Annotated in this window: 12 protein-coding genes and 1 pseudogene; 6 read left to right on the top strand and 7 right to left on the bottom strand. The window is 71.9% G+C overall.

Annotation, left to right across the window (positions count from 1 at the left end; genetic code table 11):
• Positions 1-110 precede the first annotated feature (110 nt).
• Positions 111-1,238, top strand: a complete 1,128-nt coding sequence (locus KIS93_RS38350; RefSeq protein WP_080043056.1) for a saccharopine dehydrogenase family protein — start codon at positions 111-113, stop codon at positions 1,236-1,238.
• On the opposite strand, the gene KIS93_RS38345 is transcribed toward KIS93_RS38350, so the two are convergent.
• The 5 genes and pseudogenes from KIS93_RS38345 to KIS93_RS38325 form a co-directional block, all read right to left on the bottom strand.
• Positions 1,232-2,230 carry a polysaccharide deacetylase family protein gene (locus KIS93_RS38345; protein WP_080043057.1) on the bottom strand — a complete coding sequence of 333 codons (999 nt, stop codon included), beginning with the start codon at positions 2,228-2,230 and terminating at the stop codon, positions 1,232-1,234. The two genes, KIS93_RS38350 and KIS93_RS38345, sit on opposite strands and share 7 nt — an antisense overlap.
• Before the next feature lie 164 nt (positions 2,231-2,394).
• A pseudogene (locus KIS93_RS38340) lies at positions 2,395-7,850 on the bottom strand (ATP-binding protein).
• Between the two features lie 234 nt (positions 7,851-8,084).
• Positions 8,085-9,302: an NADP-dependent isocitrate dehydrogenase gene (locus KIS93_RS38335; protein ID WP_080043059.1), complete on the bottom strand. Its 1,218-nt coding sequence runs from the start codon at positions 9,300-9,302 to the stop codon at positions 8,085-8,087.
• Positions 9,303-9,355: 53 nt separating this feature from the next.
• Complete coding sequence (locus tag KIS93_RS38330) at positions 9,356-9,658, bottom strand: DUF3017 domain-containing protein (protein WP_186404637.1); 303 nt, start codon at positions 9,656-9,658, stop codon at positions 9,356-9,358.
• Positions 9,655-10,776 (bottom strand): citrate/2-methylcitrate synthase, encoded by a 1,122-nt coding sequence (locus KIS93_RS38325; protein WP_080043061.1) that lies wholly within the window; start codon positions 10,774-10,776, stop codon positions 9,655-9,657. Before KIS93_RS38325 ends, KIS93_RS38330 begins: the two co-directional genes overlap by 4 nt.
• Before the next feature lie 181 nt (positions 10,777-10,957).
• Between KIS93_RS38325 and KIS93_RS38320 the strand changes: the two genes are divergently transcribed.
• The gene (locus tag KIS93_RS38320) at positions 10,958-11,605 is read left to right on the top strand and encodes an FHA domain-containing protein (protein ID WP_080043062.1); all 648 of its coding nucleotides are present in this window, start codon (positions 10,958-10,960) and stop codon (positions 11,603-11,605) included.
• 298 nt (positions 11,606-11,903) lie between these two features.
• On the opposite strand, the gene KIS93_RS38315 is transcribed toward KIS93_RS38320, so the two are convergent.
• Positions 11,904-13,433 carry a glycoside hydrolase family 10-like protein gene (locus tag KIS93_RS38315; protein WP_080043063.1) on the bottom strand — a complete coding sequence of 510 codons (1,530 nt, stop codon included), beginning with the start codon at positions 13,431-13,433 and terminating at the stop codon, positions 11,904-11,906.
• Positions 13,434-13,520: 87 nt separating this feature from the next.
• Between KIS93_RS38315 and KIS93_RS38310 the strand changes: the two genes are divergently transcribed.
• The 3 genes from KIS93_RS38310 (at position 13,521) to KIS93_RS38300 (ending at position 17,450) form a co-directional block, all read left to right on the top strand.
• Positions 13,521-14,951, top strand: coding sequence for a glycoside hydrolase family 3 protein (locus KIS93_RS38310; protein ID WP_080043064.1), 1,431 nt, complete (start codon positions 13,521-13,523; stop codon positions 14,949-14,951).
• Entirely contained in the window at positions 14,948-15,808 is an 861-nt protein-coding gene (locus tag KIS93_RS38305; RefSeq protein WP_155128591.1) for a MurR/RpiR family transcriptional regulator, read from the top strand. The genes KIS93_RS38310 and KIS93_RS38305 overlap by 4 nt, the downstream gene beginning before the upstream one ends.
• Positions 15,809-15,872: 64 nt before the next feature.
• Positions 15,873-17,450 (top strand): thiamine pyrophosphate-dependent enzyme, encoded by a 1,578-nt coding sequence (locus KIS93_RS38300; protein WP_080043066.1) that lies wholly within the window; start codon positions 15,873-15,875, stop codon positions 17,448-17,450.
• A 28-nt stretch (positions 17,451-17,478) separates the two neighbouring features.
• Here the strand turns inward: KIS93_RS38300 and KIS93_RS38295 are convergent, their stop codons facing one another.
• Entirely contained in the window at positions 17,479-18,330 is an 852-nt protein-coding gene (locus KIS93_RS38295) for a bifunctional methylenetetrahydrofolate dehydrogenase/methenyltetrahydrofolate cyclohydrolase (protein WP_080043067.1), read from the bottom strand.
• Positions 18,331-18,634: 304 nt separating this feature from the next.
• On the opposite strand from KIS93_RS38295, the gene KIS93_RS66005 reads away from it, so the two are divergent.
• A complete protein-coding gene (locus tag KIS93_RS66005; RefSeq protein WP_080043068.1) occupies positions 18,635-19,762 on the top strand; it encodes an ROK family protein in 1,128 nt (375 codons plus the stop codon).
• Positions 19,763-19,908 lie beyond the last annotated feature (146 nt).

Below are 19,908 nucleotides of genomic sequence, written 5' to 3'. Positions count from 1 at the left end.
ACTTCGCAGGGATCGGTTAAGGTTTGGCTACGTCACGGCTTCGTGTCTTTCGTTGATCGCGAGCCCCGCCCGCCTTGCTTCTCCCGCCCGTTCGGGGAAGCCTCAGGATCATGGATCGCCCCTTCGACATCGTGTTGTTCGGCGCGAGCGGGTTCACCGGCGCGCTGACGGCCGCCTACCTCGCCAGGGCCGCGGGGCCCGGCACCCGCTGGGCGTTGGCGGGGCGCGACCGGGCCAGGCTGGAGCGGCTGGGGCTGGACGTGCCGGTGCTGGTCGCCGACGCGGCGGACGCGGCCTCGCTCGCGAAGCTCGCCCGGCAGACCCGGGTGCTGGCGACCACGGTCGGCCCGTACGCGCTGCACGGCGAGCCGCTGGTCGCCGCCTGCGCCGACGCCGGCACCCACTATCTCGACCTCACAGGCGAGCAGGAGTTCGTGGACCGCGTGTACGTGCGCTACCACGACCGCGCGGCCCGCAGCGGCGCCAAGCTGGTGCACGCGTGCGGCTTCGACTCGATCCCGTGGGACCTCGGCGTCCTTTACACCATCACCCGCCTGCCGGAGGGCGTCCCCTTGCGGGTCAGCGGCTTCCTGCGCGTCCACGGGCGCCCGTCGGGCGGCACGGCGGCCACCGTGCTGACGGTGCTGGGCCGCGCCCGCCAGGCCGCCGAGCAGGCCACACAGCGCCGCTCGGCCGAGCCCAGGCCCAAGGGCCGCACGGTCAGCTCCCGGCCCGGCGGGCTGCGCTACGTGGGCGGCTGGGCCCTGCCCATGCCGACCGTCGACCCGCACATCGTCGGCTACTCCGCGCGCCTGCTCGACCGCTACGGCCCCGACTTCACCTACCGCCAGCACTACGCCGTCCGCACGCTGCCGCGCGCGCTGGCCACGGTGGCGGGCGCGGGCGCGTTCGCGGCGCTCGCCCAGCTCCCGCCGGCCCGCCGCTGGATGCGGGGCCGGGTACGCCCCGGTGAGGGGCCGTCACCGGCCCGGCGGGCCAGGAGCTGGTTCAAGGTCACGTTCCTGGGCGAGGGCGGCGGCGAGCGCGTCGTCACGGAGGTCGCGGGCGGCGACCCCGGCTACGACGAGACCGCGAAGATGCTCGCGGAGTCGGCTCTCTGCCTGGCCTTCGACGACGTCCCCGAACGGGCGGGCCAGCTCACCACGGCCTCGGCCATGGGCCGGCCCCTCATCGAGCGCCTGCACCGCGCGGGGATCACCTTCCGCGTCGTTCAGTAGGGCAGGCTCCAGGTGGTGAAGGACTTGCGCAGGTACGGCGCCTTGTACTTCGGATAGGCCACCGTGCGCACGTCACCGTCCGAGGTGTAGCGCATGTCCGGGTTCTTCTTGAGCCAGTCGAGCCAGGCGTGCGAGCAGAACTGCGCGCAGTCGCCCTTCTTGTCCATGGCCTTGATGCGCGGGATGCCCGCCGCGTCGAACGACTTGCTGAAGGGCGCCGGCGCGGGCGTGTACCCGGCCAGGAAGGCCCCCTGGTGCTTGTAGAGCTTGCCGTTCAGCGCCCAGTCCTTCTTGTTCGGCTGGTTGCCGTACGGCAGGGCGATCGTGGTCGGCTTGGTGTACGACAGCGAGTTGATCTGCTGGGCGATCTTGCCGATCTGCTCCTCGACCTCCTTGTGCGAGCGGCCGCGCAGGTTGAGGTGGTCGCTGGTGTGGTTGCCGATCTCGAAGCCGTTGTCCTTGAGCCAGAGCAGCATCTGCGCCTGCTCCTCGCGCGTGGTCTTGCCGAACATGTCGCGCGTGACGTAGAACGTGGCCTTGGGCTTCCAGCCCGGGTGCGCGGCGGCGACCTCCTTGAGTATCGCGACCGCGGTGTCCTTCTGCGGCACGCCCATCTCGTTCAGCGTGAGCTGTGAGGGCGAGGAGTCGTCGAAGGTCAGCACCACGGGGTGCTTGCCGGCCGGGATGTCGATCTTGCCGGCCACCATCTCGGCGGCCGTGATCGGCACGTAGTCCTCCCGCACCAGCCGTTCCAGGTCCGCCCTGAACTGCTGGGGCGACCTGTCGTCGGTCGTCTGCGGCTTCGGCACGATCCGGTGGAACATCAGCACCGGGATCTGCCCGAGCTCGTTGGCCTTCACCTTGGCGGCGTTCTTGACCTTGGCCGCCTTGGTCGCCTTCAGCTTGGCGGCGGCGTCCACCTTGGTCCCGGCCAGCTTCGTGGTGTCCGGCTGAGAGTCGCAGCCGGTCAGGATCACGGCGGCAGTGAGCACCCCCAGCCCACCCAAAATTCTCAGTCGCATCCGAACCCCCCGAAACGCGTACGACTGTTCTTGAGCTGGCTCATACCCACGTGATCAACACCGCCACGCCGCCGTACGCGTCAAGACATGGGAAAGGGGCCGCCCGGCGGACGGCCCCTCACCTGCGACGATCGTTACTTCAGCCGGGCCTCGATGGCCTCGATGATCCGCGGGCGCAGCTCCGCGGCGCTGATGACCGCGTCCACGGAGCCGACCTCGACCGCGCGCCGGATGTTGTGCACGCGGTCGAACTCCGCCGCCACCTCGCCCAGCTTCTCCGAGCGCACCGAGGTGCGCAGCTCGTCGAGCTCGGCCGTCAGCGCCGCCCGGTCGGCCCCGGACGCCGCCGCGACGCGCGCCTCCAGGTCCTGGACGCGCGGATCCGCCGCGGTACGGGCGTTGACCTCACCGGAGAAGACCGCCGCGGCGGCCGGGGCCCCGCCCAGCACCGAGGCGTAGGAGCCCTCCAGCGCCAGCACGGTCATGTTCGGGTTGAGCGCCTTGGAGAACACCACGAACGCGCCACCGTGGTAGCGCGAGATCACGCAGAACACGATGGGCCCGCGGAAGTTCACGATCGCCCGGCCGATCTCGGCGCCGTACTCGAGCTGCAGCTTGCGCATCGACTCCGGCGAGCCGTCGAAGCCGGACAGGTTCGCCAGCACCACCAGCGGCCGGTTGCCGCTGGCCGCGTTGATCGCCCGCGCCGCCTTCTTCGACGACCTCGGGAACAACGTGCCCGCCGTGTAGGTGTCGGGGCCGTCGGTGGGCGGGAAGCCGCGCCGCGGCACCGAGCGCGACTCGATGCCGAGCAGGCACACCGGCATGCCGCCGAGGTGCACGTCCTGGACGACCGCCGTCTCCGCGTCGGCCATGCCCGCCCAGCGCTCCAGCACCGGGTGGTCCTGGTCCGACAGCGCCCGCATCACCGTGCGGATGTCGAACGGCTTCTTGCGGTCGGGGTTGGCCGTGCTGGAGAAGATCTCGCCGACCGTGCTGAAGTCGCTGCCCTCCACCACGTGCGGGAAGTCGGAGATGTCGCGGTCGACCGGGTCGGTCGTCTTCGCCCGACGCGGCCCCTGCTCGCCGGGGGCGACGTAGGTGTGGTCGTAGTGCGACATCAGCACGTCGCGGGCCGCGGACAGGTTCGGCGCCCAGTACTGGGCCTGCCCGTTGGGGCCCATCACGCGGTCGTAGCCGCCGATGCCGAAGTTGTCCTCGGCCGACACGCCGCCCGAGAAGTCGAGCGCCTGCTTGCCCGTGAGCACCATGGCCGAGTCGGGCGTCATGACCAGGATGCCCTTGGTGTGCATGAGCATCGTCGCCTCGGCGTTCCAGTACGGCTGCGCGCCCACGTTGATGCCCGCGACCACGATGTTGATCTCGCCGCCGTCCTGGGTGAACTCCACGATGCGCTTGAGCGCCGCGGCGATCCAGTCCATGTTCTCGGTGCCGGACTCCATGGAGATCCGGGCGCCGGCCGACAGCGCGTACCACTCCAGCGGCACCCGCATCCGCTCGGCCAGGTCGAGGGCGGCGATCACCCGGCGGCACTCCGGCTCCGACAGCGCGCCGAGCGACTTCGTCGGGTCGCCGAGCAGCACGACCCTGGCGATGCCCTCGGGGTGCCGCCTGGTGCGGGTGGTGACCACGCCCGCGACGATGGCCGCCGTGTTGCGGCCCTTCGGCCGGTCGACGGGCACCAGCGCGTGGTTCTCGTCGAGGTCGTGCTCGACGAAGTCGCCGAGCATGCCGGTCAGCTCGTACGGGTAGACGGTGTTGCGGCTGCTGGCCCGCAGGACCTTCTGCCGGTAGTCGTCGAGCGGCTCGATCGGCTCGTCGGACGGCTGGCCGATGGTCAGCTTGGGCGCGCCGGTGGCGTCGAGGGAGATGCGCACGGCCACCTTGGTCAGCGCGCCCGTCTCCGGGTCGCGCTGGCGCGCGATGAACAGCGTCTCCTCCAGCCCGGCGCCCGCGGTCGTCGGCAGCACGCGCCGGGCGAGCATCTCGATCTCGGCGCGGGTGAGGTTGCTGGGCGGCCAGACGTAGACCACGATCCGGTTGGTGTTGAGGCGCTTCTTCGACGGCCGCCGCGCCTGGGCCCGGCGGATGGAGTCGACGCAGGCGGCGATGACGTCCTCGGCCGTCGGCAGCGCGACCAGCCGGCCGTCGTGCTCGCGCAGCTCGGTCAGGTCGCGCACCTGGGCGAAGGCGATCAGGCGGTCGTCGGACGGGTTCTCCCGCGCCACGCACTGGAAGAGGTAGACCTCCTCGTCGGAGGACGGGAGCCGGGTGAGGTCGAACTTGCCGAGCCGCTGGAGCTGCATGCGCTCGGCGATGTACGGGTGCAGGCCGCGGATCAGCCGCTCCTCCGCCATCCCCTCGGCCGAGGGGCGGAAGGTGAAGTGGTGGTGCATGACCGCGCCGCCGCGCCCCGCGACGGTGGCGGTGATGCGGCGGACCTGCTCCGGCAGCGGCTGCGCGGCGACGACCTCGTGCAGCGCGGCGGCCATCGCGTCGGAGTCCTCCGGCTGCCCCTCCCAGGCGAGGTAGATGTCGGCGTCGACGACGTCCTGGCGGTCGCCGGCCAGCTCGGCCAGGCCGCGCAGCGCGCTGCCCAGCGCCTCGAAGCTCACCGCGGAGGAGACCACGCACGAGCCGGCGCGCTCGGCGATCACGAACGCGCAGCCCGCGACCTGGCTGGTGCGCACGGCGATGAGCGGCTTGTTGCCGTAGTAGCGCCGGGTCAGCACCTCCAGCATGACCGCGTTGTCGAGGTCGTCGCGGACGAGGCGCTGGCCGAGCAGCCGCACCAGCGGCTCGGTGCTGCGGACCATCTCGGCGATGCGCTCGGCGCGGTCGGGCGCGTCGGGGTGCGCGTCGAGGTGGCGCAGGTGCTTGCGGACGGCGGCGTAGACGCGGGCGCGGTTGCGGCGCAGCAGCGGCTGGCCGAACCAGGCGAACACGACGCCGCGCGCGAGGTCGGAGATCACCGGGAAGCGGACCTGCGTGGCGGCCAGCAGCCGCTCCAGCACGAGCCCGGCGGGCTCGCGCAGCGCGCCGTCGGGCGGCGGCTCGCGCAGCCAGGTGCGCAGCAGGGTCGCCAGGACGGCGGCGTCGGCGGAGGCGCGCTGCTGGGCCAGGAAGATGCGGAACACGGCGCCTTCGAGCTCGCTCGTGCGCTCCAGGTCGGTGACGCCGTAGTGCCGCAGCGCCTTGGCCAGCTTGGCCTGGAAGCTGGCCGGCAGCCCGGCCCGCTCGACGTCGAGGCTCTGCAGGTAGGTGTGGAAGAACTCGCGCGGGCTGTGCACGTGCTCGTCGCCGTCCTCGCCGGCCGGCCGGTTGCGGCTCAGCTCGGCCAGGTCGGCGAAGACCTCGAACAGCTCCAGCTCCTCCTCCAGCGGCCGGTGCCCCTCCTCGATGGCGGCGCGGCGCGCTTCGAGGTAGTCGTCGATCATCGCGCGCTCGCCGTGCGGGTCGAGGTCGTAGCCCAGCAGCAGGCTGCGCAGGCCCTCCTGGCCGCGCCTGGTGCGCTCGCGCGCCGGGATCTCGCCGGGCGCGGCGGGCAGGTCGAGGTCGACGGCGCCGGCCACCTCCTCGAGCGCGGCGTCGTCGTCGGCCAGCGGCTCCAGCCGCAGCAGCGGCGCGCCGGTCTCGACCTGGCTGCCGACGGAGACGGAGATCTCCTTCAGCCGCGCCTTGAACGGCGCCCGCAGCACCGTCTCCATCTTCATGGACTCCAGCACCAGGACCGGGGCGCCCGCCTCGACCTCGGCGCCGACCTCCAGCGGCGTGGCGACGACCAGCGCGGGCGCCGGCGAGCGGACGACGCCGCCCTCGTCGCGGCTGACGCGGTGCGCCACGCCGTCCACCTCGATCAGGTGGGTGGCCCCGTGCGTGCCGGTGAGCAGCCGGTAGCGGCTGCCGTTGACGACGATCTGGCCGGTGTAACGGTCGAAACGGTCGAGCTCGACGTCGGCGGTGCGCACGTCGCCGCCCGCCTCGACGGCGACGCGGAAGCGGTGGGCGCCGACCCGGGCGACCCGCACGCGGTAGCCGGCGCCGCGCAGCTTGAGGTCGAGCGGCCGGCTGCTCTTGTGCTGCACCTGCGGGCGCCCGCCGAACGCGGTCGCGAGCAGCCGCTGCCGCTCGGCGCGCTCCTCCTCCTCGTACGCCTCGATCGCCGCGGCGGCCAGCGCGACGCCGGAGTGGCGGTGCGAGACGAGCCTGCCCTCGCCGCGGACGCGGTCGATCCAGCCGGTGTCGGCGCTGGCGTCGATCACCTCGGGCTGGTCGAGCAGGTCGAGCACGAAGCTCTTGTTGGTGGCGCCGCCCTCGATGATGACGGACGTGCGCGACATCGCCCGGCGCAGCCGCCCGAGCGCCTCGTCGCGGTCGCGGCCGTACGCGATGATCTTCGCGATCATGGAGTCGAAGTCGGCCGGGATCGTGTCGCCCTCGCTGACGCCGGTGTCGACCCGGATGCCGGGCCCGGCGGGCAGGTCGAGCCGGGCGATGCGGCCCGGCGACGGCGCGAAGTCGCGGTCGGGGTCCTCGGCGTTGAGCCTGGCCTCGATGGCGTGGCCGCGCTCGGCCGGCGGCGCGCCTTCGAGCCGGCCGCCGGAGGCCACGTGCAGCTGTGCCTTGACCAGGTCGAACCCGGTGGTGGCCTCGGTGATCGGGTGCTCCACCTGGAGCCGGGTGTTGACCTCCAGGAAGGCGAACATCCGCTCGCCCGGGTGGTAGAGGAACTCGACGGTGGCCGCGCCACGGTAACCGACCCGGACGGCCAGCCGCTCGGCCGCCGCCTTCAGCTCGGCCACCTGCTCCGGGCCGAGCACCGGCGACGCCGACTCCTCGATGATCTTCTGGTTGCGCCGCTGCACCGAGCAGTCACGGACGCCCAGCGCCCACGCGGTGCCCTGCCCGTCGGCGATCACCTGCACCTCGACGTGCCGGGCCCCGGTGACCAGCCGCTCCAGGAACACCACGCCGCTGCCGAACGCCCGCGCCGCCTCCTGGCTGGTGCGCTCGTAGGCGGCATCCAGCTCCGCCTCGTCGTGGATGACGCGGATGCCGCGCCCGCCGCCGCCCGCGGTGGCCTTCAGCATCAGCGGGTACCCGATCCGCGCCGCCGCCTCGCGGGCGGCGTCGAGCGTCTCGACCGCGCCCCGGCTCCACGGCGCGACCGGCACGCCGACCTCCTCGGCGATCAGCTTCGCGCCGATCTTGTCGCCGAGCTTGCGCATGGCGTCGGGCTCGGCCCGACGAAGGTGACCCCGATCCGCTCGCACAGCTCCGCGAACGCCGGGTCCTCGGCGACGAAGCCCCACCCGACCCACGCCGCGTCGGCCCCCGTCTCCAGCAGCGCCCGCTCCAGCACCTTCAGGTCGAGGTACGGGCGCGCCGCGGCCGGGCCCAGGTCGTAGGACAGATCCGCCTCGCGGACGAACGTGGCCGTACGGTCGACGTCGGTGAACAGGGCGACGGTCTCCATCCGTGTCCCGGTCTCCGCGGCGAGGTCACGTACGGCGTGGATGAGCCGCATTGCGGCCTCACCACGATTGACGATGGCGACACGACTGAACACCCGACCGAGCCCTCCTGTAGACCAACGATGTGCGCCCCTGCGGCACGACAGCCCCGTGCAGTATCAACTCTTCCGCCTGACGACCGGCTGCGCCCATGTCGTACACAGCGCACGCTTCGGGGCTGCATTTGTGGGAAACCCCCAAAAAGCCGACCGCGCCCGGGGCGGCGGCAGACAGTGAAACGACCTCTACCACGCGGGGGATCCGCAGGTAGAGGCCGTTTTCCGCGGCGCTTAGGCCGACATCTTCTTCTTGAGGTTCTCGTCGAGAGCCGCCAGGAAGTCCTGAGTGGTGAGCCACTCGGCGTCGCCGCCGACGAGCAGCGCGAGGTCCTTGGTCATCTGACCGCCCTCGACGGTCTCGATGCAGACCTGCTCCAGCTTGTTCGCGAAGTCGGTCACCTCGGGGGTGTTGTCGAGCTTGCCGCGGTGGGCCAGGCCACGCGTCCACGCGAAGATCGAGGCGATCGGGTTGGTGGAGGTGGGCTTGCCCTGCTGGTGCTGGCGGTAGTGGCGGGTCACGGTGCCGTGCGCGGCCTCGGCCTCGACGGTCTGGCCGTCGGGGGTCATCAGGACCGAGGTCATCAGGCCGAGCGAGCCGAAGCCCTGGGCGACGGTGTCGGACTGGACGTCGCCGTCGTAGTTCTTCGCGGCCCAGACGTAGCCGCCCTCCCACTTCAGCGCCGCGGCGACCATGTCGTCGATGAGGCGGTGCTCGTAGGTCAGGCCGGCCTTCTCGAACTCGTCCTTGAACTCGCTCTCGTAGACCTCGGCGAAGATGTCCTTGAAGCGGCCGTCGTACGCCTTGAGGATGGTGTTCTTCGTCGAGAGGTAGACCGGGTAGTTGCGGGCCAGGCCGTAACGCATCGACGCGCGGGCGAAGTCGCGGATCGACTCGTCGAGGTTGTACATCGCCATCGCGACGCCCGAGCCGGGGAAGTCGTACACGTCGAGCTCGATCGGCTCGGAGCCGTCCTTCGGCGTGTACGTCAGGGTGAGCGTGCCCTCGCCGGGGATCTTCAGGTCGGTCGCGCGGTACTGGTCGCCGAAGGCGTGACGGCCGACGACGATCGGCTTGGTCCAGCCGGGCACGAGCCGCGGCACGTTCGACATGATGATCGGCTCGCGGAAGATCACGCCGCCGAGGATGTTGCGGATGGTCCCGTTGGGGGACTTCCACATCTTCTTGAGGCCGAACTCCTCGACGCGCGCCTCGTCCGGGGTGATGGTGGCGCACTTCACACCGACGCCGTACTTCTTGATGGCGTTCGCGGCGTCGATGGTGACCTGGTCGTCCGTGGCGTCTCGGTGCTCGATGCCGAGGTCGTAGTACTTCAGGTCGACGTCGAGGTAGGGAAGGATCAGCTGGTCCTTGATGAACTGCCAGATGATCCGGGTCATCTCGTCGCCGTCAAGCTCGACGACGGGGCCCTCCACCTTGATCTTGGGCATGCGAATGGTTCCCCTTCAATGAATGGATGCGTTGAGGCTATCGGACCGCCAGGTCACGGTGCGAAAAGGGACAGGATGAGCGCCTTCAGCTCGTTGTTGTAAAGCAGGAGCGAGGTCAGGACCAGCACGAATCCGAAGACGGACAGCGTGATGACGTCGATCTTCCTGCTCCTCAGCGCGAGCTGCCCGCCGTAGCCGGCGAAACGCAGCGCGGCGGCGATCATGATGACGGCGCCCAGCACGAACCCGCCCCAGCGCGGATTCACGACGAAGGTCACGAGCACGCCGACGGCCGCACCCGCCAGGATCAGCGGGTACGGCCCCCAAGTCTCCTGTTTCTCGGACTGATGGCTCACCGTTCTTCGATCGGCTTCCACTTCTGGTCGGTCTCCCCGATGTACTCACTGTCGGGGCGGATCAGCCGGTTGTCGGCGTGCTGCTCGATGACGTGAGCGGTCCAGCCGGACATGCGGCTGATGGAGAAGACCGGCGTGAACAGGTCGGTGGGGATGCCGAGGTAGTGGTAGACGGAGGCGGCGTAGAAGTCGACGTTGGGGTAGAGACCCTTGGTCTCGAAGACGACCTCCTCCATCTCCTTCGACATCCGGTAGTAGGTGTCGTCGCCGCTGGACTCGCCCAGCTCGGCCGACATCTTGCGCAGGTGCGTGGCGCGCGGGTCCTCGGTCTTGTAGACGCGGTGACCGAAGCCCATGATCTTCTCGCCGGCGGCGAGCTTGTCGCGGACGGCCTGGGCCACGCCTCCCGGGGTGAGCGACTCCAGGGTCTTCATGACCTGCTCGTTCGCCCCGCCGTGCAGCGGGCCCTTGAGGGTGCCGATGGCGGCGACGATGGCGGAGTGCATGTCCGACAGGGTCGCGGCGCAGACGCGGGCGGCGAAGGTGGAGGCGTTCATGGTGTGGTCGGCGTGCAGCACCAGGCACTCGTCGAAGATCTCGACCTCGCGCGGGTCGGGGGTGCGGCCGGTGACCTGGAGCAGGAAGTTCGCGGCGATGCTCAGTGAGGGGTCCGGCTCGGGGACCTCGGAGCCGGTGCGGGCGGCGTGGTAGCGGGCGACGAGCAGCGGCTGCTGCGCGACCAGGCGGGCCGCCTTGCGCAGGTTGGCGTCGGGGGTGATGGAGTCCTTGTCGGGGTCGTCGGCGCCGGAGAGCGAGACCAGCGAGCGCAGCGCCTCCATGGGTTTCTGTTTCTCGGCGATCTCTTCGATGTTCGCGGACACCAGGGCGCCCAGCTCCCTGCCCTGCGCCAGCTCGGCACCGTACGCGTCGAGCTCGGAGCGGGTGGGCAGCTTGCCACGCTGGAGCAGGTGTGCGGTCTCCTCGAACGTCGCGCGGCCGGCCAGGTCGTGGATGTCATATCCACGGTAGAAGAGGCGACCGGCCTTTCCGTCGATGTCACTCAGCGCCGTGGACGCCGCGACGACATCGGCCAGACCTTTCGTGGGCTTGTCCGCCATGAGTGTTTCCTCCGCTTATCTTCGACCGAAGTCTACCCGTGAGCAGGCAAAACCGACCGCAAAGGTCCAGACCAATTTCACGACTGATTCTCCTTTCGGCAAAGGAGATTCCGCATCCCCTCGGTTGGGTAAGCCGGAGCTGTAGTAATAGTTACGGCGGGCTACCTGGGGAGGAACTGCCGTGGAGGGGCCGTTCATACGCATCGAGGACACTGGCGAGGTGGTCCCGTTGCGCCCCGAGATCACGACGGTCGGAAGGGGCCGGGGTGTCGATATCCGGCTCACCGATCCCAGCGTGTCTCGACTCCATGCCGAGTTCGTCAGACGAGGACCTTACCTGTACGTCGTGGACCTGGGCCTGTCCAGGAACGGCACGCGGGTGAACGGCAGGCCGATCGCCCGGAGGGTCCTTGACGACGGCGACGTCGTCTCCTTCGGCGCGGCGCGGGGTCGCATCGGTGGAGTCCCCCGAGAGGACTTCACCCCCGAGGTCGAGCTGCGCAGGGCGGCCGCGCCCGAGCTGACCAGGCGCGAGGTCGACGTGCTGACCTCGCTCTGCAGGCCGGCGCTGTCGGACGAGGCGTTCGTCGCTCCGGCGACCGCACGCGAGATCGCCGACGACCTGGTCGTGACGGAGGCCGCGGTCAAGCAGCACCTGCTGCGGCTCTACCAGAAGTTCAGGATCCCCGAAGGCACCAACCGGCGCACCCGGCTGGCCAACGAGGTCGTGGCGCTCGGTCTGGTGCGCCCGACCCCTGTGGTCCCGCCACAGCGCGCGTCGGGTGCCACGGCCGAGCAGCCATCGGCGGCCGGGCGCAGGGCGTCTTAACAGGGCTTCTGGATTCGCGACCGGGGCTACGGCGAGGGGTTCCGGCAGCATCCCGGAACCTTGAGCCACCCACTACCGTGCCGATCTCGGCAGGGTTCGAGCAGCGGTGACCGTCCGAAGGGCGGCGCCGGGCTCGTCGCCGGTCAGGAAATGGCCGGCGACGCGCGCAGGCGCAGCACGCCCTCAGATCAACTCACTTCATCATCCGTTCTCCATGCCCGGGCAGCATCCCTCAGATCGCCCGGCATCCGTCCGGCGGCATCCCTCAGCGCCTGGAATCCGTCCCGGCGGCATCCCCTCAGATCGCCCGGAAACCGTTGCTCGGCTTGCTCGTCCGGTTGGCCCGGTCCACCGCGACCGCGTAGTAGTGGTCGCCGCGCCTGCCGTCGGGGTCGGTCCAGCGGATCTGCCGGTCGCCCGGCACGACCGCGACGAGGTGGCGCGCGTCGGCGAAGTCGCCGGAGCCCGCGTGCCGGTCGAAGCGGAAGATGGCGAACAGGAACGGCTCGTCCCTGCCGGTGGCCACCGCCCGTACCTCCACCCCGTCCGCGCGGCGGCGCGCGGAGGCGAGCACCGGCCGCCTGGGCGGCTGCCCGCCGGCCAGCCTGGGCAGCACGGGCGCCAGCGCGGGCCGCTGGTAGTGGTCGTTGACGGCGGCGGAGATGGAGCCGATCCGGTCCACCTTGACGTCGTTGGCGTTGTACCAGATGTCGCCGGAGATCTCGGGGTGCTCGCGGTTGAGCGTCAGATGCCTGGACAGCTCGCCCGGCACCTGCCACTCGGCGGCCTGCGCGGGGTCGCCCGCCTTGTACGCCGCCTGCCCGATCCACAACAACGTGTTCGTGCCACTGGCGACGTCCGACCACCAGGGCACGAGCTTGGAGTAGTCGGCCGGGGGCTGCCCGATGTACCAGTAGAGCTGCGGCGCGATGTAGTCGAGCCAGCCCTTCTTGACCCAGCCCCGGGTGTCGGCGTGCAGGTTGTCGTAGGACTGGCCGCCGTTGGTGTCGGAGCCGAGCGGGTCGCTGGCCTTGTTGCGCCAGATGCCGGACGGGCTGATGCCCCAGGCGATCTCCGGCTTGGCCGCCAGGACGCGCTGCTGCATCTCCGAGACCATGAGGTCGACGTTGTTGCGCCGCCAGGAGGCCAGGTCGGGGAAGCCGGCGCCGTACTTGGCGAACTCCTCGGCGTCGTCGAAGGCCGTGGTGTTGGTCGGGTAGAAGTAGTCGTCGAAGTGCAGGCCGTCGATGTCGTAGCGGGTGACCGCGTCCATCATGGCGTCCTGGCAGAACTTGCGGACCTCGGGGATGCCGGGGTTGTAGTAGAGCTTGCCGCCGAACGGCAGGATCCAGTCGGGGTGCCGCCGGCCGGGGTGGTCGGGGTGCAGCTTGGCGGGGTCGGCCTGCATCGAGACCCGGTACGGGTTGAACCAGGCGTGGAAGGCCAGGCCGCGCTTGTGCGTCTCCTCCACGGCGAACCCGAGCGGGTCGTAGCCGGGGTCCTGGCCCTGGGTGCCGGTGAGGTACTGCGACCACGGCTCGTACGGTGACGGCCAGAACGCGTCGGCCGTCGGCCTGATCTGCACGAAGACCGAGTTGAGCTTCCGCTGGACGGCCACGTCGAGCCAGGCGAGGTATTCGGCCTTCTGCTCGTCGGCGCTCAGCCCGGGCTTGGACGGCCAGTTGATGTTGACGACGGACGCGATCCACATGCCCCGCATCTGCCGTAACGGCGGGACGTAGCCGGTCTCGGCGAAGGCCGGCAGCGGGACGGCGGAAGCGGCGGCGGCGAGGGCGAGACCCTTCAGGAGAGTCCTTCTGCTCGGCATGGGGGGTGGCCTCCCGGAAGTGGTTGTGTCGAGGCCGACGATGACAGAAAATTACCTTCAGATCAACAACTGTGAAGGAAAATGCCGATGAGCGGTGACCTGTACAGACTGGCGATGACGGTGCTGCATCCGGGGTTCGAGGGAACCTCCGCCCCCGACTGGCTGCGCCGCGCGCTGGGGGAGGGTCTCGGCGGCGTGGTCCTGTTCGCCCGCAACGCCGTGAACGGGCGGCTCGTCCGGCAGCTCCGCGCCGAGCACCCCGGCACCGTGATCGCCATCGACGAGGAGGGCGGCACGGTCACCCGCCTGGAGGTCATGGCCGGCAGCTCCTTCCCCGGCAACCGGGCGCTCGGCGTCGTGGACGACGTGGACCTCACCGAGCAGGTGGGCCGCCAGATCGGCAAGATGCTCGCCGACCTCGACATCACGCTCGACTACGCGCCCTCCGCCGACGTGAACGCCAACCCCGCCAACCCCGTCATCGGCGTGCGCTCCTTCGGCCCCGAACCGGCGCTCGTCGCCCGCCACACCGCCGCCTACGTGCGGGGCGTCCAGGGCGCCGGCGTCGCCGCCTGCGCCAAGCACTTCCCCGGCCACGGCGACACCGTCACCGACTCCCACCTGGCCCTGCCCACCGTGCACGCCTCGCGCGACCTGCTCGCCGAGCGCGACCTGCCGCCGTTCAGAGCCGCGATCGACGCCGGGGTGCGCTCGATCATGTCCGGCCACCTGCTCGTGCCCGCCCTCGACCCGTCGATGCCGGCGACGCTCAGCCGTACCGTCCTGACCGAGCTCCTCAGGGGCGAGCTCGGGTTCGACGGGATGCTCGTCACCGACGCGATCGAGATGCGGGCGGTGGCCGCCATGTTCAGCCCCGGCGAGATCGCGGTGCGCGCGCTCGCCGCCGGCGTGGACGCCGTCTGCGTCGGCCTGACCAGCGAGGACGGCCTGCGCGAGCTGCGTGACACCGTCGTCGCCGCCGTCCGCGACGGGCGGCTGCCCGAGGAAAGGCTCGCGGAGGCCGCCGCGCGGGTGCGCGCCCTGTCCGGCTGGTACGCCTCCCAGTCCGGCGCCCGCGCGAAGGCCCACGACGACATCGACCAGGGCGTCGGCCTGCGGGCCGCCCGCGCGGCGCTGACCACGTCGGGCACCGCCGGGCTCGACCGCGGCCCGCTGGTCGTCGAGATCAACACCCGGCTCAACCAGGCCGTGGACCCCGCCACGCAGACCGGCGTCACCGCCGCGCTCGCCGCCCTGCTCCCGAACACGGACAGTGTGCGGCTCGGCCCCGACGGCGAGCTGCCCGCCTTCGACGAGCGGCCGGTCGTGCTCGTGGTGCACGACGCCGCCCGCCACCCCTGGGTGCGCGACACCGTCGCCAAGGCCCTGGCCGTGCGGCCCGACGCGATCATCGTCGACACCGGCGTCCCCGCCCCGCCGCCGGGCGCCACCCACGTCGCCACGCACGGCATCTCCCGCGTCTCCGCGCAGGCCGTCGCCGAATGGATCGTCACGTGAGCGCCGAGCCCGCCAACCCGGTCGCCGCCGTACGCGCCGTGCTGCCCTCCCTCACGCCGGCGGCGCAGTCGATCGCGCGGCTCATCCTCGACGACCCCGGCCTGGTCGTGCGCAGCACGATCACCGAGTTCAGCGGCGTGTCCGGGACGAGCGAGGCGACGATCGTGCGCACGGCGCGGGCGCTCGGCTTCTCCGGGTACTCCCAGCTCCGCTTCGCGCTGGCGGCGGCCGTGGCCAAGGAGCCCGAGCGGCTCGTGCCCGGCGACCTCGGCCCCGACGACCCGCTCACCGACGTCATCGCCAAGGTGGCGCGGGCCGAGTCGGAAGCGCTCGCCGACACCGCCGCCCAGCTCGACCCCGACCAGCTCGGCGAGGTCGTCGCGGCCATCTCCGAGGCGCGGCGCGTCGACGTGTACGGGGTCGCCGCCTCCGGGCTGGTCGCGGCGGACATGTCGCAGAAACTGCTGCGGATCGGGCTGTCCAGCCACCCGTTCAGCGACGCCCACCTCGCGCTGACCAGCGCGGCGCTGCTGAGAACCGGCGACGTGGCCGTGGCGATCAGCTGCAGCGGGGAGACCCCCGACGTGCTCGTGCCCGCCCGCACCGCCGCCGAGGCCGGCGCCGCCATCGTGGCCATCACGAACAACCCGCGGTCGTCGCTGGCCGAGCTGGCCGACCACACGCTCGTGTCGGCGGGCCGCGAGACCGCCTTCCGTCCCGGAGCGCTGGCCAGCCGGATCAGCCAGCTCCTCATCGTCGACTGCATCTTCGTCGGGCTGGCGCAGCGGCGCTACGACACCGCGGACGCCGCCATCCGCGCCACCCGCCTGGCCACCGACCGGTACCGGAGCCGCTGATCGTCCCCCTTGACAGGCGCCCGTGAAGGCGTAGCTTCCAGGCACATCGAGGCTGGGAGGCACTTTGAGGACCGTCAGGGACGCCGTCTTCGACATCCTTCGCCGCTACGAGCTGACCACCATCTTCGCCAACCCCGGCTCCACCGAGGTGCCGCTGCTGGCCGGGCTCCCTGACGACCTGCGTTTCGTGCTCGGCCTGCACGAAGGGTCCGTGGTCGGCATGGCGACCGGCTGGGCGATCGGCCGCGCCGCCCCCGCGCTGGCCCTGCTGCACGCGGCCGCCGGGCTGGGCAACGCCGTCAACGCCATCGCCACCGCCAGGGAGAACCGGGTGCCGCTGGTCGTCCTCGTCGGCCAGCAGGACCGGCGGCATCTGGCGCTGGAGCCGTTCCTCGCCGGGCGGCTGACCGGGCTCGCCGGCGACTACCCCGTACGCGCCGACCATCCGGTACGGGCCCAGGACGTGCCCGGCGCGGTCGCCAGGGCCTACCACGAGGCCGCCACGTCGAGGGGGCCCGCGCTGGTCGTCGTGCCCATGGACGACTGGGCGGCGCCCTTCGACGGCGAGACCGTGGCCGCCCCCGTACGGCTGCTGCGGCCCGCCGCCGTCGCCGACGCCGACCTCGCGCCCCTCGTGGAGCTGCTGGCCGGGGCCCGCAGGCCGGCGATCGTCTCCGGCGCGGGCGTCGGTTCCGGCTGGGCCGCGCTCGTGGCGCTGGCCGAGCGGCTGGGGTGCCCCGTCTACCAGGAGTCGTTCGGCGGGCGCGCCGGGTTCCCGCAGGACCATCCCCAGTACGGCGGGGTGCTGCCCGGCGAGCGGGACGAGCTGCGGGAGCGGCTGGCGCCCCACGACGTGGTGCTGGCGGTGGGGGCGCCGGTGTTCCGGCAGTACTCGTACGTGCCCGGGCCGCTCGTCCCTGCCGGCACCGTGGTCGCGCTGGTCACCGACGATCCCGACGTGGCGCATCGCAGCCCGGCCGACCTGGCGTACCTCGCCTCGCCCGAGGCCGTCTGCGCCCGCCTGGCCGACCTCGTGCCCTCATCCGGGCGGGGCGGCGCCTGGTCACGCACGCACGGCCACTCGCCGTACGCGGGCGGGCCGCTGCGCCCCACGGACGTGCTGCGCGAGCTGGCCGGGCGGCTCCCCCACGACGTCGCGCTCATCGAGGAGGCCCCGTCCGCGCGCCCGGACCTGCACGCGCTCGTGCCCGCCCGGACCTCCTTCGGGTTCCTCTCGGCCGCCATGGGCGGGCTCGGGTTCGGCCTGCCCGCGGCGGTCGGGCTGCGGATGGCGCAGCCCGACCGGCCCGTCGTCGCGGTCGTCGGCGACGGCTCCGCCCTGTACGGCGTGCAGGCCCTCTGGAGCGCCGCCCACTACCGGGTGGGCGCGCTGTTCGTCGTGCTCGCCAACGGCCGGTACGCCGTCATGGACGGGCTCGCCGAGAGACACGGCGGCGGCAAGGCGCCGTGGCCCGCGTTCGACGAGGTGGACATGGGGGCGCTGGCCCGGTCGCTCGGGTGTCCCGCGGTGCGGGTGGAGACGTACGACGACCTGACGGGGGCGCTCGACGAGGTCATGCCGTCGCTCGCCACCCGCGAGACACCCCTGCTGCTCGACGTGGCCGTCACCGTGGAACGGTGACGGCCCGCCGGCTGTGTCCGGACATTGCCTACGGGAGTTGACGCTCGGCGGCCTCGACCACGTTCGACAGGAGCAGCGCGCGGGTCATCGGCCCGACCCCGCCCGGGTTGGGCGTGAGGTGACCGGCGACCTCCTCCACGTCGGGCGCCACGTCACCGGCGATCTTGCCGTTCACGCGGGAGACCCCGACGTCGAGCACGGCGGCGCCCGGCTTGACCATGTCCTTCGTGATCAGCTCGGGCACCCCGGCCGCCGCCACCACGATGTCGGCCCTGCGCACGTGGGCCGCCAGGTCTTGGGTGCCGGTGTGGCAGAGGGTCACGGTGGCGTTCTCGCTGCGGCGGGTCAGCAGCAGGCCGAGCGAGCGGCCCACCGTGATGCCGCGGCCGACCACGGCGACCTCGGCCCCCTTGATCGGGACGCCGTACTCCTGGAGCAGCAGCACGATGCCGTGCGGGGTGCAGGGCAGCGGGGCGTCGACCATGTGGACGAGCCGCCCGAGGTTGACCGGGTGCAGGCCGTCGGCGTCTTTCGCCGGGTCGATGCGCTCCAGCAGGGCCATCGTGTCGAGCTGCTTGGGCAGCGGGAGCTGGACGATGTAGCCCGTGCACGCCGGGGAGGCGTTGAGCTCGTCGATGGCCGCTTCGACGTCGGCCTGGGTGGCGGTCGCCGGCAGGTCGACGCGGATGGAGGCGATGCCCACCTCGGCGCAGTCGCGGTGCTTGCCCGCGACGTAGATCTGGCTGCCGGGGTCGTCGCCGACCAGGACGGTGCCGAGGCCGGGGGTGATGCCGCGTTCCTTGAGCGCTGCCACCCGGGTCTTGAGGTCTGCCTTGATCTTGGCGGCGGTCGCCTTGCCGTCGAGTTTCACTGCGCTCATGCCCGCAATCCTTCCATGCCGCCCCGCCTTCTCCGCACCGGACCACGCCTACTCCACCCTCTTCTGCCCGGTTATCCACAGAGGCCAGGCAGTCGGCCCGAGTTATCCACAGGGCTCCGGTGACATCGTTGTCATTGATCTTGGAAGGGCTTAGTGTTACGGGCGCCGGCACCACGTGCACGCTGCTGCTTGTATGGAGGTCCCTTGTCGTCCCGCCCACTGTCCCGACCGAGTAGGTAAGACCCATGCCCACACCGGACCACCCTGGCGCCCCCCGCCGGCCCGACCACCCCCACACACACTGATGACCTGCGTCCTTGCCATTGACATCGGAGGAACCAAGCTCGCCGCCGCACTGGTGGACGAAGCCGGTTCGATCCTGCGTTCCGCCACCCGCCCGACACCGCGCGAGGAGGTCATGTCCGCCCTGGCGGCCCTCATCACGGAGGTCCTCGACGGCGGCCCCTCCCCGCAGGCGGCCGGCATCGGCTGCGCGGGCCCCGTCGACCTCGCCTCGGGCACCGTGAGCCCGGTCAACATGCCGAGCTGGCGCGGCTTCCCCCTGCGCGACGAAGTGCGCGAGCTGACCGGCCTGCCCACCGTGCTGGCGGGCGACGCACAGTGCTTCGCCCTCGGCGAGCACTGGCTGGGCGCCGGCCGCGGCTGCACCTCGCTGCTGGGCATCGTCGTCTCGACCGGCATCGGCGGCGGCCTGGTGATCGACGGCGTGCCACTCCTCGGCCCGACCGGCAACGCCGGCCACGTCGGCCACATGAGCATCGACCCCTACGGGGAGCGGTGCGAATGCGGGGGGCGAGGCTGCGTCGAACGCTACTCCAGCGGCCCCAACATGGCCCGCTGGGCCCTGCAGAACGGCTGGTCACCGGGCACGGCCTCCTCCTCGGGCACGCTCTCCGAGGCCACCACCACCGCCTCCCGTCCCAGCAACGGCGCGGAGCCCTCCGCCCGGGGGCCTCAGGGCGAGGTGCAAGCAGACCCCGCCGACGGCGGCGCGGAGCCGTTCGGCCGGGGTCCTCAGGGCGAGGTGCGGGCGGACCCCGCCGACGGCGGCGCGGAGCCGTTCGGCCGGGGGCCACAGGGCGAGGTGCGGGCCGACGCGCGGACGCTGGCCCAGGACGCCGCCGCCGGAGACCCCGTCGCGGTGGCGGCCTTCCAGCGCAGCGCCAGAGCCCTGGCCGGCATGATCGCCTCCACGGCGGCGGCCGTCGAGCTCACGGCGGTGGTCATCGGCGGTGGCGTGTCGGCCGCCGGGGAGGTGCTGTTCGAGCCGCTGCGGCACGCGCTCGACGACGTGACGGGCCTGCCCTTCGTACGGGCGGTCGAGGTCAGGCCGAGCACCCTGGGCGTCCGGGCCAGCCTGGCCGGCGCCGCCCAACTGGCCTGGCGCCCCCACCCGTCGATCACCCCCTGACCCGCCCCGCACGGCACCCGCCCCGATCACCCCATGGCTCGCCCGGACCCCAACACCCGGCCGTCGCCTGAGCCCGTCCACATCGCGGCCCCTGGTGGTCGCCCGCGCCGACCGCGGCGCCGTGCCGGCGAGCCACGTGGGAACCG

This window comes from [Actinomadura] parvosata subsp. kistnae, from assembly GCF_900323885.1.
GTDB lineage: Bacteria > Actinomycetota > Actinomycetes > Streptosporangiales > Streptosporangiaceae > Nonomuraea > Nonomuraea composti.
The sequence above is the reverse complement of the archived record's forward strand: the minus strand, read 5'-3'. Positions and strand labels throughout refer to the sequence as shown.

Bases quoted from the DNA above. Each gene is read 5' to 3' on its own strand.
- KIS93_RS38350 (WP_080043056.1), top strand. From the start codon at position 111: ATGGATCGCCCCTTCGACATCGTGTTGTTCGGCGCGAGCGGGTTCACC.
- KIS93_RS38335 (WP_080043059.1), bottom strand. From the start codon at position 9,302: ATGCCCAAGATCAAGGTGGAGGGCCCCGTCGTCGAGCTTGACGGCGAC.
- KIS93_RS38325 (WP_080043061.1), bottom strand. From the start codon at position 10,776: ATGGCGGACAAGCCCACGAAAGGTCTGGCCGATGTCGTCGCGGCGTCC.
- KIS93_RS38315 (WP_080043063.1), bottom strand. From the start codon at position 13,433: ATGCCGAGCAGAAGGACTCTCCTGAAGGGTCTCGCCCTCGCCGCCGCC.
- KIS93_RS38310 (WP_080043064.1), top strand. From the start codon at position 13,521: ATGAGCGGTGACCTGTACAGACTGGCGATGACGGTGCTGCATCCGGGG.
- KIS93_RS38295 (WP_080043067.1), bottom strand. From the start codon at position 18,330: ATGAGCGCAGTGAAACTCGACGGCAAGGCGACCGCCGCCAAGATCAAG.
- KIS93_RS66005 (WP_080043068.1), top strand. From the start codon at position 18,635: ATGACCTGCGTCCTTGCCATTGACATCGGAGGAACCAAGCTCGCCGCC.